Below are 18,418 nucleotides of genomic sequence, written 5' to 3'. Positions count from 1 at the left end.
TCAAAGCGAAGCTCCTTCGCGCTCAATTGGATGTGGCCAGGTATAAGGCTGAGCTGTCGGAACTCGAGCAAAGGATGGTGAGGGATCTTGATCTTAGAACGGAACTGATCTGTTGGTAGCAGCGTCGTTCGCGATGGGTCGCTTCGCTGTTCAAATTCTGCGAGTGAGAGCGAGGATGTTATGCCCAAGACCACCGGTGGTAAGGCCAAACAGGGTGCCGTTATAGATGGCAACCGAACAAGCGCGAGTTCGCTGTCACAATTTCGCGGGATCGATCATATTGCGATTGCTGTGCTCGACCTTGAAGCCTCTATTGAGTTCTTTCGGGACGTGCTGGGCTTTGAATTGAAATGCCGGTTTCACATCAAGGGTCGAGCGACCGGCATGCTATCTGCCGAGCTTGAGACCCGAGGAATCAGGTTTGTTCTGTGCCAGGGCACTGAACCGACGTCTCAGGTCTCAGAGCTCGTGCGCCATCACGGCGTTGGAGTTGCTCATATCGCTCTTGAGGTCGATGACGTCGATGCTGCTGTAGAGGCTCTAAAATCTCGTGGCTTGGGATTCGATACGAGGGTGATTCGAGGTCCTGGATTGACGCAGGCCTTCTCAAGTCGGTCCATTGAAACGGGGCTTAGCTTCGAAATCATTCATCGAGGCGGAGAGACTGGCTTTCTCGAATCGAATGTCCAGCAGCTTTTCGACCAACTTGAGCAGTCTGGAAAATATTGAGCAATAGGACGTGTACACCTCGATGAGTCATGTCGGACACCGGTGTGATTTTATCCTTCCACGCTTTTCCAAGACTCCAGGATGAATGTCAGGTCGCAAAAATCAGTAATGAACTTCCTGAACGAAGTCTCCAGTCTGTTTCCGTCAGCTGTCTCGCTAGCGTCAGGCAGACCGAGTGACCGGTTCTTCGATAGGCTCAATCCCCAGGTTTTGTTGAACGCGGTGAACGTGTATCAAAACGATTCAGTTGGTGGTCACGGGGGCGCCCACGGATGGGCTCACTTGCTGCAGTATGGACGAACGGCCGGCATCATCAACGAGCTCGTTGCGCAACAGGTGCAATGCGATGAGGGGGTTCCGGCGAGCGCGGACCGCGTACTGATCACCTCAGGATGCCAGGAAGCAGTCGCCCTCTGCCTGCCGGCGCTCTGTCCGGAGCCGTCGGATGTGCTGCTGGTCTGCAATCCCACCTATATCGGTGCGATCGGTGCAGCCAAGGCTACAGGAGTCGCTGTCGCGGCGTTGTCCAATTCAGAACCTTGCCTTGCTGACGCGATCGAGCTCGCCGTGCTGCAATTGCGCCAGAAAAGTCAACAGGCCCGGGCAATATATCTTATCCCCGATTTTGACAATCCGACCGGACGTGTTCTCGATGCAGACGAGCGACGCAACATCCTCCAAGTGTGCGCCAGACACCGGCTCGTCGTTTTAGAGGACAACGCATATGGGCTGTTTCGGTATGACGGCGATCCGGTACCCCCGATGGCCGCTTTGGATGAGGTCGGAAGTGTTATTTACCTTTCCACATTCTCGAAGACAATAAGCCCAGCTCTTCGCGTCGGAGCTGCAAGCCTGCCCGACACGATGTTTGGAGACGTTGCTGCTCGTCGGTCGCTTTGGGAAGATCTGGTCCAGCGCAAGAGCTTCGTTACCGTCAATACGAGCCAAATTGCCCAAGCGATCGTCGCGGGGCTCTTGATTCAAAACGGAGGACGTTTAGGCGATTGGATACGACCGGCTCTGGATTGGTACCGTGAAAATCGCGACATTATGTTGTGTGAGCTGGACAGTGTATTTTCGCCTTTCTCTGATCAAATTCGATGGAGCCGTCCCTCCGGTGGCTTCTTTCTAACTCTTGATCTTCCTTTCAGATTTGGCGCGGACTGCGCAGACGAGTGTGCAAGGCGTGACCATGTCATCGTTACGCCGTTGAGCTTCTTCGCGTTGGATAACTCTCAAGACTGCAGGATACGATTAGCTTTTAGCGCGGTTACTCCCGAGCAAATCCGAACCAGTGTGACAGGTTTGGGTCACTATGTAGCGCGGCGCCTGGAGCAGAAATTGCTGAGGCTGCGCGACGGAGGGGCCCGGGGGTGAAGATAGTCGATCGCTTTCCTTTGGTGGACGCCAGCCGCGCACCTATGGCGGTATTCAGACGCAGCACCAGACGCTCGATTGGGTTACGCGCCACAGTACGTAAATAGTCAATTGGCGCGAGATCCTGAGTCCCGGGGGGATTGTTCTGAAGTGATCGACCGCGTGACCGTTGAAGACAAGTTTGCCTCGTTCGCGGCTCGCGGATTGCTTGTTATGGGCACGGGGCACGTTAGGAGGGATCTGTGCCAGTCTCATCGAGTTGCGAAATAGGCGATTGTGATAGACAGCAATCTGCAGCCCCATCAACCTCGTCTAGCGTCTTTGTTGGCAGTGGGACGCTAGCTATCAGGTGCGCTCAGCTAGCAATGGAGATGGGCCATGTCATCCGAGGGGTGCTGTGTGCCGATGTCATATTCGGCGATTGGGCTGCACGCGCCAATATCTTGCGCGCAGCGAGTGTTGAAGAGCTCTCCGCCTTACTGAATGCCGAATCGGTCGAGTTGATTTTTCTTGTCGGCAATCCATTCAAATTGCCAGCGGATGTGTTTCGTCGTGTCCACAAAGGCGCCTTCAACTACCACGACGGCCCGCTGCCACGATATGCAGGAACTCATGCCACGTCCTGGGCGCTGCTGGCGCAAGAGGTCGAATACGCAATTAGCTGGCATCGGATCGATCATGGTGTGAATACCGATGACCTGGTGATTGAACGTCAGGTATCGATCGCGCCCAACGATACTGCGCTAACTCTCAACCGTAAATGTGATCAAGCCGCCATCGTGGGCTTCCGCGAGCTCTTAACTGGCTTGGCGAACGGAGAGCTCAGTGTTCGTCCTCAGGCGGTAGTGGAGAGAAGCGATTTTCCGAGGTCTCGACCACCAGATGCCGCAGGCTGCATGCGGTGGAATCGTGCTGCGGAAAATTTGTCAGCGATGATGCGAGCCTTAGACTTTGGGCCGTATCATTCAAATCCGCTATGTCTGTCCAAGGCTCTGGTAGGCGACGACGTTGTCGTAGTTAGGAGCTTGGAGGTGTCGGCTCGACGCACGGGTTGTCCGGCAGGTACGTTAGTCGAAATCCACCCCAGCCACTGGCGTGTGGCAACAGATACGGAGGATGTTGATGTCTCGTTTGGCAGCGCGGATGGTAACGCGTTGGACGCGCGTGTGCTTGCGAGGGATTTCGATCTGGATGTGGGGGATTGTCTGCCAGTTTTAGGCGATGATCAGGCGCGGAGCATAACTGTCGCCCACGAAATGTTGGCGCCTCAAGAGCGTTTTTGGCGACAGCGGTTTGAGCGGTTCAAGACATTGCAGTTTCCTTTTTTGTCGTCTCGAGAAGCTGGAGCTCGCTACAAATGGCAGTCGAGCTCGTGGTTCGTTCCAAGTGGTTTGGCCGAGCTGTCGCCGACCGATCGTGCGGAATACCTGATAAGCGCGTGGCTCATCTATCTCGCCCGCGTCACCGGCCAATCAGAGCTTCAGTTGGGATGGACTCCCGCACCGAAAAGTTCGCGAGCCGGGTTGAAGATCATAGACGCGCTTGTCGCTTCTGTCGTGCCAATGGAAATTACCATTGACCTCGGTCATGGTTTTGCTGCGGTGCGCAAAGTGGTGGCGGCCGAGTGCGCTCAGCTGAGGGAGTACGATAGCTTTGCGCGGGATCTTATCGCACGTTGTCCGTCGTTGGGGGGTATTGAGCTGCTACGATCGCGCAGACCATGGCCGATTGGCATCACGGTTGTGGCAAATAGCTGTTCTGCTACCGGTGTTAGCCTGAGTTCAGAGGCAATCCTATCCGGTGATTTATTGACGTTTGAGGTTTGTGCTCTAGACGGGCGCTTTCGATTGCACTTTGATGCAAGTCGCTTGGTGGCCGACCAGATCGACCGCATCACGCAGCATCTGCAAAGCCTTTTGTTTGAGGTGGCTGCCGATGCGCATCGGCCGGTGCAACGGATTGGACTGTTGCCGTTCGACGAACGGGTGTACTTGCTAGAGGAGCTGAACCGGACGGCGACGGCCTATCCGTCGGATCGGTGCATCCACGAGCTGTTCGAGGCACAGGTAGCCAAGGCGGCGGACGCGGTGGCGGTGGTCCATGAGGACGAGCGCTTGAGCTATGGCGAGCTCAATGCGCGGGCGAACCGGCTGGCGCATCATCTGATCGGGCTCGGGGTGAAGCCGGACCAGCCTGTGGCGATCTGCCTTGAGCGCGGCGTGGCGATGGTGGTGGGGCTGCTTGCAATCCTCAAGGCGGGTGGCGCCTATCTGCCGTTGGATCCGGCCTATCCGTGCGCACGGCTCAAGCAGGTTCTTGAGGATGCGCAGCCGCAACTGTTGCTGGCCGATGCTGCGGGACGATCCGCGCTGGGCGCCGATGCGCTGGCCGATCTGACGGTGGTCGATCTCGAGACGGCGACATCGGCCTGGGCGAAGCTGCCGGCCTCGGATCCCGACCCGCGTGCGCTTGGCCTGACCTCGCGCCATCTCGCCTATGTGATCTACACCTCGGGATCTACCGGCACCCCAAAAGGCGTCATGGTCGAGCATCGCGGATTAGTCAATCTGATAGCTTGGCATGTGCAAACGTTTTGTCTTCAACCAGAAACCTGTTGCGCACTCACTGCCGGACTAGCATTCGATGCCAGCACTTGGGAGCTATGGACTGCGTTATACAACGGCAGCACATTGCTTCTACCTCCCAGAGCGGCAGCGGGAGATTCGCTCCGCCTGCTAGAATGGTGGCGTGATCAATCGCTCGAAGTCGCCTTTCTGATCACGCCGCTGGCCACAATCGCGTTGGAAGACAAGCTGGTAAATCCCACATTGGAGTACTTGCTTGTTGGCGGTGATCGTCTCCACCGTATGCCCGCGTCTCTAACACCGCCTTTAAAGCTGATAAACAACTATGGCCCTACTGAAGCTACGGTCGTGGCGACCTCGGGACGGCTCTCCATCGAAAACGCAGTGCCGCATATCGGCCGTCCGATTGCGAACACGCGTGTGTATCTGCTCGATGGTCATGGCGCGCCCGTTCCGTTGGGAGCGGTGGGAGAGCTCTACATTGGCGGGGCGGGGGTCGCGCGTGGCTATCTGAACCGGCCCGAACTGACGGCGGAGAGGTTCTTGGCCGATCCGTTCAGTGGTGAGGTCGGCGCACGGATGTACCGGACCGGGGATCTCGCGCGGTACCTGCCGGACGGCAATCTGGAGTTTCTGGGCCGCATCGACGACCAGATGAAGATCCGCGGCTTCCGGATCGAGCCTGGCGAGATCGCGGCGCGGCTGGTTGAGCACGCGTCGGTGCGCGACGCGGCGGTGGTTGCGTGCGAGGATCGCAGCGGCGAGAAGCGTCTGGTCGCCTATGTGGTTACGGCTGCGGAGCATGCCGGCGAAGCCGAGGGGACTGAACTTGCCGGCACGTTGCGCACCCATCTTGGTGCGCGGCTGCCCGAGTACATGGTGCCGAGCGCGTTTGTGCGGCTTGCGGCGCTGCCGTTGACGCCGAACGGCAAGCTGGACCGCAAGGCGCTGCCCCCGCCAGAGGATGATGCGTATGCGCGGGCAGCCTATGAGGCGCCGCGGGGCGAGATCGAGATCGCGCTGGCGCAGATCTGGGCCGAGCTTCTGGGCCTGGAACGTGTCGGCCGGCACGACAACTTCTTCGAACTGGGCGGCCACTCACTGCTGGCGGTTCAACTGATGGAGCGTTTGCGGCGGCTGTCGCTTGGGGTCGAGGTGCGCACCCTGTTCGCCAAGCCGGTGCTGGCCGATCTTGCCGCAAGCCTGGGCAGCCATCATGAGGTGGCGATCCCCGCCAACCTGATCACGGAGCAGAGTGCAGCGATTACACCAGAGCTGCTGCCGCTCATCGAGCTGGCGCAGCCGGAGATCGACCGGATTGTCGCCACGGTGCCTGGCGGTCTCGGCAACATCCAGGACATTTATGCCCTGTCGCCGCTGCAGGACGGCATCCTGTTCCATCATCTGTTGGCGAGGCGAGGCGATCCATACCTGCTGGTCTCGCAGATGGCATTTGCCGACCGGGCTCTGTTGGAGCGCTACCTTGCCGCGGTCCAGCGGGTGGTGGACCGGCACGATATCTTAAGAACGTCGTTTGTCTGGGAGGGCCTGTCGAGCCCGGCCCAGGTGGTTTGGCGGCGAACACCACTCGAGGTCACCGAGGTCGCGCTGGATGGATCTGATGGTGCTGAGCAGCTCAGGCAACAGTTTGATCCGCGTCAGCACCGGATCGATCTTGGCCGGGCGCCCTTGTTGCGGTTTGTGATTGCGCGCGAGCCCGGCAGTGCGCGCTGGCTGCTCCTGGAGCTGCAGCATCATTTGATCGGAGATCACACGACGTCGGAAGTGATGCATGCCGAGGTCCGGGCCGAGCTGGAGGGGCGGGCACACGAGCTAACAGCGCCGCAGCCGTTCCGCAATCTGGTGGCGCAGGCACGACTGGGAGTTGGAGCGCAAGAGCATGAGCAGTTCTTCCGGAGACTGCTGGCAGACATCGATGAGCCGACGCTGCCGTTTGGGCTGAGCGAGGTGCGCGGCGACGGCAGTGGAGCCGGCGAGGCGCGGCGGATGCTGCCGCGCGAGCTCAACGAGCGGCTGCGAGTGCAGGCGCGGCGGCTCGGGGTGAGCCTGGCGAGCCTGTGCCATCTGGCCTGGGGGCAGGTGGTGGCGCGCAGCAGCGGGCGTGAGCAGGTGGTGTTCGGCACGGTGCTGTTCGGCCGCATGCATGGAGGCGCCGGCGCCGACCGCGGCATGGGCCTGTTCATGAACACCCTGCCGCTGCGGCTTGATCTGGATGGCACCGGGGTCGAGGCGAGTGTCCGGATCACGCATCGCCGGCTGGCCGAGCTGCTGGCGCACGAGCATGCCTCGCTGGCCTTGGCGCAACGCTGCAGCGGCGTTGCGGCCCCGGCGCCACTGTTCAGCGCGCTGTTGAACTATCATCACACCATGTCGGTGGTTACTTCTGGAATGGATAATATTTGGTCCGGAGTGGAATGGCTGGGCGCGGAGGAGCGCACCAATTATCCCCTTGCATTGTCGGTGGAGGATTTTGGCGAGGCGCTCGGCCTGACGGCGCAGGTGGCGACGCCCATATCTGCGGACCGGGTCTGCGGCTACATGCAGCGGGCGCTTGAGCAACTGGCTAAGGCGCTGGAGCATGCCCCCAACAAGCCGGTGCGAGAGCTGGACATCCTCCCGGCTGACGAGCGGGCGTACCTGCTGGAGGAACTGAACCGCACGGCGGCGGCGTATCCGTCAGAGCGGTGCATCCATGAGCTGTTCGAGGCGCAGGTCGCCAAGATGCCGGATGCGGTGGCGGTGGTCCATGCGGACGAGCGCTTGAGCTATGGCGAGCTCAATGCGCGGGCCAACCGCCTGGCGCATCATCTGATCGCACTCGGGGTGAAGCCGGACCAGCCTGTGGCGATCTGCCTTGAGCGCGGCGTGGCGATGGTGGTGGGGCTGCTTGCAATCCTCAAGGCGGGTGGCGCCTATCTGCCGTTGGATCCGGCCTATCCGTGCGCACGGCTCAAGCAGGTTCTTGAGGATGCGCAGCCGCAACTGTTGCTGGCCGATGCTGCGGGACGATCCGCGCTGGGCGCCGATGCGCTGGCCGATCTGACGGTGGTCGATCTCGAGACGGCGACATCGGCCTGGGCGAAGCTGCCGGCCTCGGATCCCGACCCGCGTGCGCTTGGCCTGACCTCGCGCCATCTCGCCTATGTGATCTACACCTCGGGATCTACCGGCACCCCAAAAGGCGTCATGGTCGAGCATCGCGGATTAGTCAATCTGATAGCTTGGCATGTGCAAACGTTTTGTCTTCAACCAGAAACCTGTTGCGCACTCACTGCCGGACTAGCATTCGATGCCAGCACTTGGGAGCTATGGACTGCGTTATACAACGGCAGCACATTGCTTCTACCTCCCAGAGCGGCAGCGGGAGATTCGCTCCGCCTGCTAGAATGGTGGCGTGATCAATCGCTCGAAGTCGCCTTTCTGATCACGCCGCTGGCCACAATCGCGTTGGAAGACAAGCTGGTAAATCCCACATTGGAGTACTTGCTTGTTGGCGGTGATCGTCTCCACCGTATGCCCGCGTCTCTAACACCGCCTTTAAAGCTGATAAACAACTATGGCCCTACTGAAGCTACGGTCGTGGCGACCTCGGGACGGCTCTCCATCGAAAACGCAGTGCCGCATATCGGCCGTCCGATTGCGAACACGCGTGTGTATCTGCTCGATGGTCATGGCGCGCCCGTTCCGTTGGGAGCGGTGGGAGAGCTCTACATTGGCGGGGCGGGGGTCGCGCGTGGCTATCTGAACCGGCCCGAACTGACGGCGGAGAGGTTCTTGGCCGATCCGTTCAGTGGTGAGGTCGGCGCACGGATGTACCGGACCGGGGATCTCGCGCGGTACCTGCCGGACGGCAATCTGGAGTTTCTGGGCCGCATCGACGACCAGATGAAGATCCGCGGCTTCCGGATCGAGCCTGGCGAGATCGCGGCGCGGCTGGTTGAGCACGCGTCGGTGCGCGACGCGGCGGTGGTTGCGTGCGAGGATCGCAGCGGCGAGAAGCGTCTGGTCGCCTATGTGGTTACGGCTGCGGAGCATGCCGGCGAAGCCGAGGGGACTGAACTTGCCGGCACGTTGCGCACCCATCTTGGTGCGCGGCTGCCCGAGTACATGGTGCCGAGCGCGTTTGTGCGGCTTGCGGCGCTGCCGTTGACGCCGAACGGCAAGCTGGACCGCAAGGCGCTGCCCCCGCCAGAGGATGATGCGTATGCGCGGGCAGCCTATGAGGCGCCGCGGGGCGAGATCGAGATCGCGCTGGCGCAGATCTGGGCCGAGCTTCTGGGCCTGGAACGTGTCGGCCGGCACGACAACTTCTTCGAGCTGGGCGGGCACTCGCTCTTGGCCGTGCGGTTGTTGAGCCGGGTCTCGCAAGCTGTTGGCCTCGCCCTGCCGCTAACGGCACTGTTTGCCAAACCGGTGCTGTCCGATCTGGCCGAGAGCATCGTGGATGAGTTGAGCCGCTCCGGTCCACAAGAGCTGCCGGCCATTGTCGCTGTGTCGCGCGAAGAGCCGCTTGCGCTGTCCTTTGCGCAGGAGCGGTTGTGGTTTTTGGCGCAGCTGGATGAGGGCGGCAGGAGCTATCACATGCTGCTGGCATGGCGGTTGCGGGGTGAGCTCGACCGCACCGCATGGCAGCGCAGCCTCGACCGGTTGTTGGCGCGTCATGAGGCGCTGCGGAGTGTCTTTGTCGCGCCGGAGGGCAAGCCCTGGGTTGAAGTTCTGCCGCCGGGTGCGGGGCTGCCAGTGGTGGAGCGCGATCTTCGCGACAGGCCGGAAGCCGAGGCGGCGCGGTTGGATCTGTGCTATGAAGAAGCACGCACGCCCTTCGATCTTGCGCGCGGCCCGCTGATCCGGGCGTGTCTGATCCGGATGTCGGATGATGAGCACGTCTTCCTGCTGACCCAGCATCACATTGTCTCCGACGGTTGGTCGATCGGCGTATTGGCGCGTGAGCTCAGTCACCTGTACCGCGCGTTTGTGGCTGGACAAGAGGACCCGCTGCCGCCGCTTGCGATCCAGTATCCGGACTATGCCGCCTGGCAACGGCACTGGCTGTCGGGCGAGCGGCTCTCGATCCAGGCGGAGTATTGGCGCAGCAACCTGTCGGGCGCACCGGCCCGTCTGGCGCTGCCGACGGATCGGCTGAGGCCGGCCGAGCAGTCGTTTGCCGGAGCCACGGTGCCTGTCGTCATCGATGCGGATCTGACGCGGGGCTTAAGGCGGCTGAGCCAACAGCATGGCACGACGTTGTTCATGACGGTGCTGGCTGGGTGGGCTGCGGTGCTGTCGCGTCTGTCGGGGCAGGACGACATTGTGATCGGTGTGCCGAGCGCCAATCGAGGCCGGCGCGAGATCGAAGAGTTGATCGGCTTCTTCGTGAATAGCTTGGCGCTTCGCCTCGACCTGTCGGGCGAGCCGAGCGTGGCAGAGCTGTTGGAGCGAACGCGGCGCACGGCCTTGGCAGCGCAGGAGCATCAGGACCTGCCGTTTGAGCAGGTGGTGGAGATCGTGCAACCGCCGCGGCGTCTTGATCACACGCCGTTGTTCCAGGTGATGTTGGCCTGGCAGAACAACGCCGCTCAATCCTTCGATCTTCCCGGGTTGAGTGTGGAGGCTGTGGGGGATGGGTACGATCAGGTCAAGTTCGATCTGGAGCTGAGCTTGGGCGAGCATGGCGAGGTCATCGCCGGCACGCTGGGGTATGCGGCGGCGCTGTTCGATCACACGACGATCGAACGGCAGCGTGGCTATCTGTTGGCGCTGCTGCGGGCGATGGTGGCCGATGCGCGGCAAGCGGTCGGGCGGATTGAGCTGCTGGCGGCCGACGAGCGCGCATATCTATTGGAGGAGCTGAACCGGACGGCGGTGCCGTATCCCGAGCAGCAGTGCATCCATGAGCTGTTCGAGGCACAGGTCGCCAAGGCGCCGGACGCGGTGGCGGTGGTCCATGAGGACGAGCGCTTGAGCTATGGCGAGCTCAATGCACGGGCGAACCGGCTGGCGCATCATCTGATCGGGCTCGGGGTGAAGCCGGACCAGCCTGTGGCGATCTGCCTTGAGCGCGGCGTGGCGATGGTGGTGGGGCTGCTTGCAATCCTCAAGGCGGGTGGCGCCTATCTGCCGTTGGATCCGGCCTATCCGTGCGCACGGCTCAAGCAGGTTCTTGAGGATGCGCAGCCGCAACTGTTGCTGGCCGATGCTGCGGGACGATCCGCGCTGGGCGCCGATGCGCTGGCCGATCTGACGGTGGTCGATCTCGAGACGGCGACATCGGCCTGGGCGAAGCTGCCGGCCTCGGATCCCGACCCGCGCGCGCTTGGCCTGACCTCGCGCCATCTCGCCTATGTGATCTACACCTCGGGATCTACCGGCACCCCAAAGGGAGTCATGATCGAGCATCGGGGCCTCGTCAACCTGGGGCTGGCTCAGATCGGGCTTTTTGGCGTTTGTTCAAACAGCCGAGTAGTGCAGTTCGCCTCCTTTGGTTTTGATGCGAGCGCTTGGGAAATTCTTATGGCGTTTGGTGCTGGAGCCGCATTGCATTTGCCTGCGGATGAGCTCCGTCAAGCGAGTAACAAGCTATCAGATTATCTGCGAAGCGAAGCCATAACACACGCGACGTTGCCTCCAGCCTTGTTCCAAGGAGACCGCAATCTGGAATATTTGGCGTCGCAATCTCTCATTCTTGCTGGAGAGCTGCCAAAGTCTGAACTCATTCGAAGGTTGCCTGCAACATCTATTGTCAACGCCTATGGACCTACCGAAACAACGGTCTGTGCGACGACCTGGAGTTACCCCTCTGATTTTGATGGGTCAGTTGTCCCGATTGGCCGTCCGATTGCGAACACGCGTGTGTATCTGCTCGATGGCCATGGCGCGCCCGTTCCGTTGGGAGCGGTGGGAGAGCTCTACATTGGCGGGGCGGGGGTCGCGCGTGGCTATCTGAACCGGCCCGAACTGACGGCGGAGCGGTTCTTGGCCGATCCGTTCAGTGGTGAGGTCGGCGCACGGATGTACCGGACCGGGGATCTCGCGCGGTACCTGCCGGACGGCAATCTGGAGTTTCTGGGCCGCATCGACGACCAGATGAAGATCCGCGGCTTCCGGATCGAGCCTGGCGAGATCGCGGCGCGGCTGGTTGAGCACGCGTCGGTGCGCGACGCGGCGGTGGTTGCGTGCGAGGATCGCAGCGGCGAGAAGCGTCTGGTCGCCTATGTGGTTACGGCTGCGGAGCATGCCGGCGAAGCCGAGGGGACTGAACTTGCCGGCACGTTGCGCACCCATCTTGGTGCGCGGCTGCCCGAGTACATGGTGCCGAGCGCGTTTGTGCGGCTTGCGGCGCTGCCGTTGACGCCGAACGGCAAGCTGGACCGCAAGGCGCTGCCCCCGCCAGAGGATGATGCGTATGCGCGGGCAGCCTATGAGGCGCCGCGGGGCGAGATCGAGATCGCGCTGGCGCAGATCTGGGCCGAGCTTCTGGGCCTGGAACGTGTCGGCCGGCACGACAACTTCTTCGAACTGGGCGGCCACTCACTGCTGGCGGTTCAACTGATGGAGCGTTTGCGGCGGCTGTCGCTTGGGGTCGAGGTGCGCACCCTGTTCGCCAAGCCGGTGCTGGCCGATCTTGCCGCAAGCCTGGGCAGCCATCATGAGGTGGCGATCCCCGCCAACCTGATCACGGAGCAGAGTGCAGCGATTACACCAGAGCTGCTGCCGCTCATCGAGCTGGCGCAGCCGGAGATCGACCGGATTGTCGCCACGGTGCCTGGCGGTCTCGGCAACATCCAGGACATTTATGCCCTGTCGCCGCTGCAGGACGGCATCCTGTTCCATCATCTGTTGGCGAGGCGAGGCGATCCATACCTGCTGGTCTCGCAGATGGCATTTGCCGACCGGGCTCTGTTGGAGCGCTACCTTGCCGCGGTCCAGCGGGTGGTGGACCGGCACGATATCTTAAGAACGTCGTTTGTCTGGGAGGGCCTGTCGAGCCCGGCCCAGGTGGTTTGGCGGCGAACACCACTCGAGGTCACCGAGGTCGCGCTGGATGGATCTGATGGTGCTGAGCAGCTCAGGCAACAGTTTGATCCGCGTCAGCACCGGATCGATCTTGGCCGGGCGCCCTTGTTGCGGTTTGTGATTGCGCGCGAGCCCGGCAGTGCGCGCTGGCTGCTCCTGGAGCTGCTGCACCATCTGATCGGGGATCATTCCACGCTGGAAGTGATGCATGCCGAGGTTCGGGCCGTGCTCGGCGGTCGCGATCACGCGCTGGCAGCACCACAGCCGTTCCGCAATCTGGTGGCGCAGGCACGACTGGGAGTTGGAGCGCAAGAGCATGAGCAGTTCTTCCGGAGACTGCTGGCAGACATCGATGAGCCGACGCTGCCGTTTGGGCTGAGCGAGGTGCGCGGCGACGGCAGTGGAGCCGGCGAGGCGCGGCGGATGCTGCCGCGCGAGCTCAACGAGCGGCTGCGAGTGCAGGCGCGGCGGCTCGGGGTGAGCCTGGCGAGCCTGTGCCATCTGGCCTGGGGGCAGGTGGTGGCGCGCAGCAGCGGGCGTGAGCAGGTGGTGTTCGGCACGGTGCTGTTCGGCCGCATGCATGGAGGCGCCGGCGCCGACCGCGCCATGGGCCTGTTCATCAATACCCTGCCGCTGCGGCTTGATCTGGATGGCACCGGGGTCGAGGCGAGTGTCCGGATCACGCATCGCCGGCTGGCCGAGCTGCTGGCGCACGAGCATGCCTCGCTGGCCTTGGCGCAACGCTGCAGCAGCGTTGCGGCGCCGGCGCCGCTGTTCAGCGCACTGTTGAACTACCGTCATAACACGCCAGCGCCAAGCTCCGGACCGGACGATGTGCTATCCGGCGTGGAATGGTTGGGTGCGGAAGAACGCACCAACTATCCGCTGACCTTGTCGGTGGAGGATTTTGGCGAGGCGCTCGGCCTGACGGCGCAGGTGGCGGCGCCCATATCTGCGGACCGGGTCTGCGGCTACATGCAGCGGGCGCTTGAGCAACTGGCTGAGGCGCTGGAGCATGCCCCCAACAAGCCGGTGCGAGAGCTGGACATCCTCCCGGCTGACGAGCGGGCGTACCTGCTGGAGGAACTGAACCGCACGGCGGCGGCGTATCCGTCAGAGCGGTGCATCCATGAGCTGTTCGAGGCGCAGGTCGCCAAGACGCCGGATGCGGTGGCGGTGGTCTGTGCGGACGAACGCTTGAGCTATGGCGAGCTCAATGCGCGGGCCAACCGCCTGGCGCATCATCTGATCGCACTCGGGGTCACGCCCGGGGATCGCCTTGCGACAATGCTGGATCGCTCCGTCGTCCTGGTGGTGGCACAGCTGGCGATCCTGAAGGCGGGCGGAGTTTATGTGCCGATCGATCGCAGTCTTCCACCAGCGCGACAGAGCTGGATGATGGCCGACTGTGCTGCGCGCCTGGTGCTCACCAACAGTGATGATGATCTGGTCGAGGTGACGATTCCTGTTCTGCCTATTGAGCCGCTCATGACTGGAGCAGGCCTTAGCACCGATCCTGGCTTGGCATTGACCGCCGAGGCTGCCGCCTACGTCATGTACACCTCCGGCTCGACCGGCCTTCCGAAGGGGGTTGTTGTTCCTCATCGTGCCGTAAACCGACTGGTCATCAACAACGGATATGCGCAGTTCAATGCGAGTGATCGTGTGGCGTGGGTGGGCAACCCCGCGTTTGATATCAGTACACTGGAAGTCTGGGCACCGCTGCTACACGGCTCTAGCCTGATCGTGATTCCATACACTGATGCGCTGCAACCAGGGGTGCTGCGCGGCCTGGTTCAGCAGCACCGCAGTAGCGTCCTGCATTTGACGGCCGGGTTGTTCAACCAGAGCGCTGCTGATTTGGGCCCGGTGCCGGCGAGTTTGCGGTTGCTATTGGTTGGCGGTGATGCGGTTGATGTGGCGGCAGTCGCACGGATTTTGAGCCAGAGCCGACCGCAACATCTCCTGCATTGCTACGGTCCGACCGAGACGACGACTTTTGCGACAGTCTGCGAGATTACCGCGATTGATGAGACATTGCAGCGGCTCCCCATCGGCCGTCCGATTGCGAACACGCGTGTGTATCTGCTCGATGGTCATGGCGCGCCCGTTCCGTTGGGAGCGGTGGGAGAGCTCTACATTGGCGGGGCGGGGGTCGCGCGTGGCTATCTGAACCGGCCCGAACTGACGGCGGAGAGGTTCTTGGCCGATCCGTTCAGTGGTGAGGTCGGCGCACGGATGTACCGGACCGGGGATCTCGCGCGGTACCTGCCGGACGGCAATCTGGAGTTTCTGGGCCGCATCGACGACCAGATGAAGATCCGCGGCTTCCGGATCGAGCCTGGCGAGATCGCGGCGCGGCTGGTTGAGCACGCGTCGGTGCGCGACGCGGCGGTGGTTGCGTGCGAGGATCGCAGCGGCGAGAAGCGTCTGGTCGCCTATGTGGTTACGGCTGCGGAGCATGCCGGCGAAGCCGAGGGGACTGAACTTGCCGGCACGTTGCGCACCCATCTTGGTGCGCGGCTGCCCGAGTACATGGTGCCGAGCGCGTTTGTGCGGCTTGCGGCGCTGCCGTTGACGCCGAACGGCAAGCTGGACCGCAAGGCGCTGCCCCCGCCAGAGGATGATGCGTATGCGCGGGCAGCCTATGAGGCGCCGCGGGGCGAGATCGAGATCGCGCTGGCGCAGATCTGGGCCGAGCTTCTGGGCCTGGAACGTGTCGGCCGGCACGACAACTTCTTCGAGCTGGGCGGGCACTCACTGCTGGCACTGCAAGTGCTTGAGCAACTCCGGCGGCGGGGTCTTACCCTCGAACTTTCCGCGCATATCGCGAGTCCCCGCCTCGACCAGTGCGCCGAGAAAGTGCGCTCGCGATCAAAGGACGGTCGAAAATCTGCGGGCCAACTCATTTCTCTTCGAGTCGCCAAGAGTCGGCCGCTTATCCTCTGTCACGCGCGTGGCGGAGGCCTGAGCATCTATGATGACCTCGTGCGGGCGTTGCCACCTACGCAAAACATCTATGGTATTCATGCCCTAAACTTCGGTCACGAACTCGCGAGGGTGCGTTCGATTGACGAGATAGCTGAAGTCTATGCTCGGGCCATTCTTCCAGTGCTACCGGACATGGCTTGTACGCTCGCCGGATGGTCTTTTGGTGGTGTGCTCGCCCACGCCGTCGCTGGGGTACTTATTTCCGCACACGTGAGGGTCGATTTTGTGGCTATGATCGATAGTGCCTATCCGTCGGTCCTAGAAGCGCCTCTCAGTCTCTCCATGGACCAGGAATGGTCTGAATTCCTTATATTCCTTGCGGAGGAGGGTGGATTGTCGCCTCAACACGGTGCAACGACCGAAATTCGGCCAGCTGACTTCGCAGCGCTTGCTCTCGCCCTCTCGGGTGCATGGAAAATTGGTGCACCCGCGCTTGAGGAAATCTTCCAAGTGTTCGTTCGCCATATTCGCGCGGGCAGACTCTACGTACCCAAGAAGGTTTCGGCGCTCGGCGTCTCTTACAATCAGAACTCCGCCAACACAGCAACTTCATGGCGCGCTGTCTTCGATAGCGTCATTGAAGCGCCGCCTCTTCCTGGCGACCATCGCTCGCTTCTGAAGCATCCAAACGTAGTTGTCCTCGCGGACGACCTCTCAAATCGCCTGTTCGCCGACGCTGTTCTCCATTCGTCCGCCATTGAATAAAAGCCGTGGCGGACTCAGTCACGAGCCGGATCGGGTCCTGGGCCCCTGTGCCGGAGGAGATCAGGCTTTCGAGGTCGCGGGCAAGATCACTCTTCGCACGAATTTCGCCTGTAACCGACCTGAGCTGCTGATTCCGCTCGATGTTGCACGCGCCGCCGCCGACCGGGCATGCTCCCGGCGCCGTTTTCCACGTCTAACTCGATCCGCGCCCGTACTTTGACGGGGGGAGCGGCCGGGTAGGGCCGGCCGGGACAGGTCTGAGCGTCCGATGGAGGAAGCCTGCGCAAGCTAGCGGCGGACGGCCAAAGATGACGCGCGACGGGATTTAAGTGGACTTAGGCGGCCATCCGAACGATCGTAAGCGCTTAGCCGCAACCCTATTGAGGCTGGCTTGACGTTTTGCGGAATCGCCACGGCATGAGGTCTTCGATGCGGCTATGGGGATGGCCGTCGATGATCGTCTCGAGTGTTTCGGCGATGTAGGCGGCCGGGTTGACGTCGTTGAGCTTGCAGGTGGCGACGATCGAGGCGAGCAAGGCCCAGTTTTCGGCTCCGACCTCATGACCGGCGAAGAGCGCATTTTTTCTGGTCAGGCAGACTGGCCGGATGGCGTTCTCGACAGGGTTCGTGTCGAGCTCGAGGCGCCCGTCTTCGAGGAAGCGGGTCAGACCTTGCCAGTGATTGAGCGCGTAGCGGATGTCCTCGGCGAGCGTCGAACCGCTGGAGATCATCGACAGCTGCTTCTCGAACCACATTTTCAAAGCGGCGACGAGAGCCAACGAATGCTCCTTTCGTGCGGCGAGCCGGATGTCCGGCGATGCACCGCGCACCATGGCTTCAATGGCGTAAAGCTGTGCGATGTGCCGAATGGCGGCCTCGGCGATCGGCGATTTGCTATTGCGGGCCAATTTGACGAAGCGTCGGCGCAAGTGGCTCCAGCAATGCACGAGCGTCCAAGGCCCTTGCAGTCGAGCGACTTCGGTCAGTCGATCATAACCGTCATAGGCATCGCATTGCAGGAAGCGTCCGCCAAAGCCATCCAGGAACTGCTCAGCGAAGGCACCGCTGCGACTGGGGGCATATCGGAACAGCACGATCGGCGGACTTGGGCCGCTGTGGCCGCGGTCGTCTGAGGCAATCGCCCAGAAGTAGCCTTTCTTCGTTTGGCCGCGCCCCGGATCGAGTACCGGCGCCTTGGTCTCGTCCATGAACAGCCGATCCGCCATGGCCAGGTGGTGGCGCATGTGTTCCGCGATGGGCTGAAGATGGAAGCAGGCGCGGCCGGACCAGTTGCCCAGTGTCGCCCGATCAAGCCGGATGCCCTGGCGCGCATAGATCTCGGCCTGACGGTAAAATGGCGTATGGTCGCCAAATTTGGAGACGATCACATGCGCGATGGCCGCTTCGGTCGGCAGCCCGCCGGGCACGACGTGCTCCGGTGCGTGCGCCTGCACGACGGGGCCGGAGCAGCGGCGACAGATGTATTTTGGGCGGCGTGTGATCAGCACGCGCCATTGCGCCGGGATCACGTCGAGGCGCTGGCTGACGTCCTCGCCGATCTTCGTCATGGCGCCGCAACCGCACGGGCAAAGCGTACTCGCAGGCTCGATGATCCGTTCCACCCGCGGCAAATGGGCAGGCAGGCAGCCGCGATTGCGATGAGAACCTTGATCCGGCGCGCTCCGCGATCGGCCCTTGATCACAGCCTCGGCTCTCTCCTGCGCCGCGTCCAGGATGCCTTGCGCGATCTCCACGTCTTCCAGCGGCAAGTGATACTGATCTGGCCGCAGCTTCTCGGACGTCGCGCCGAACTTCTCGCGTCGCAATTCGCCGAGAATGACCTCCAACCGACGCCGCGCCTCTTCCGACGTCGCCAGCGCCGCCTGATGTTCGCTCAAGGCCGCCTGCGTTTGCGCCAAAAGCGCTTTCAATTGTTCATTTTCGTCGCGCAGCGCCGCGATGCTCATGCGCTATTTCGAGCACATCGCCGCCGCGCG

General features: G+C 62.0%; 4 protein-coding genes. 3 read left to right on the top strand and 1 reads right to left on the bottom strand.

Features of this window, described 5'->3' with window-relative positions; all coding sequences use genetic code 11:
• The first annotated feature begins 180 nt into the window (after positions 1-180).
• The 3 genes from IVB07_RS34505 (at position 181) to IVB07_RS34495 (ending at position 16,421) form a co-directional block, all read left to right on the top strand.
• A complete protein-coding gene (locus IVB07_RS34505) occupies positions 181-729 on the top strand; it encodes a VOC family protein (RefSeq protein WP_018460239.1) in 549 nt (182 codons plus the stop codon).
• 282 nt (positions 730-1,011) lie between these two features.
• Positions 1,012-2,106, top strand: a complete 1,095-nt coding sequence (locus IVB07_RS34500) for a PLP-dependent aminotransferase family protein (protein ID WP_157643152.1) — start codon at positions 1,012-1,014, stop codon at positions 2,104-2,106.
• A 371-nt stretch (positions 2,107-2,477) separates the two neighbouring features.
• Positions 2,478-16,421: a non-ribosomal peptide synthetase gene (locus IVB07_RS34495; protein WP_247767404.1), complete on the top strand. Its 13,944-nt coding sequence runs from the start codon at positions 2,478-2,480 to the stop codon at positions 16,419-16,421.
• A 377-nt stretch (positions 16,422-16,798) separates the two neighbouring features.
• Here IVB07_RS34495 and IVB07_RS34490 read toward each other — a convergent pair whose 3' ends face one another.
• Complete coding sequence (locus IVB07_RS34490) at positions 16,799-18,388, bottom strand: IS66 family transposase (RefSeq protein WP_247369577.1); 1,590 nt, start codon at positions 18,386-18,388, stop codon at positions 16,799-16,801.
• Between the last annotated feature and the right edge of the window lie 30 nt (positions 18,389-18,418).

The sequence above is a fragment of the Bradyrhizobium sp. 172 genome (genome assembly GCF_023101065.1).
Taxonomy (GTDB): domain Bacteria; phylum Pseudomonadota; class Alphaproteobacteria; order Rhizobiales; family Xanthobacteraceae; genus Bradyrhizobium; species Bradyrhizobium canariense_D.
This window is presented reverse-complemented; position numbering and strand designations above follow the sequence as displayed.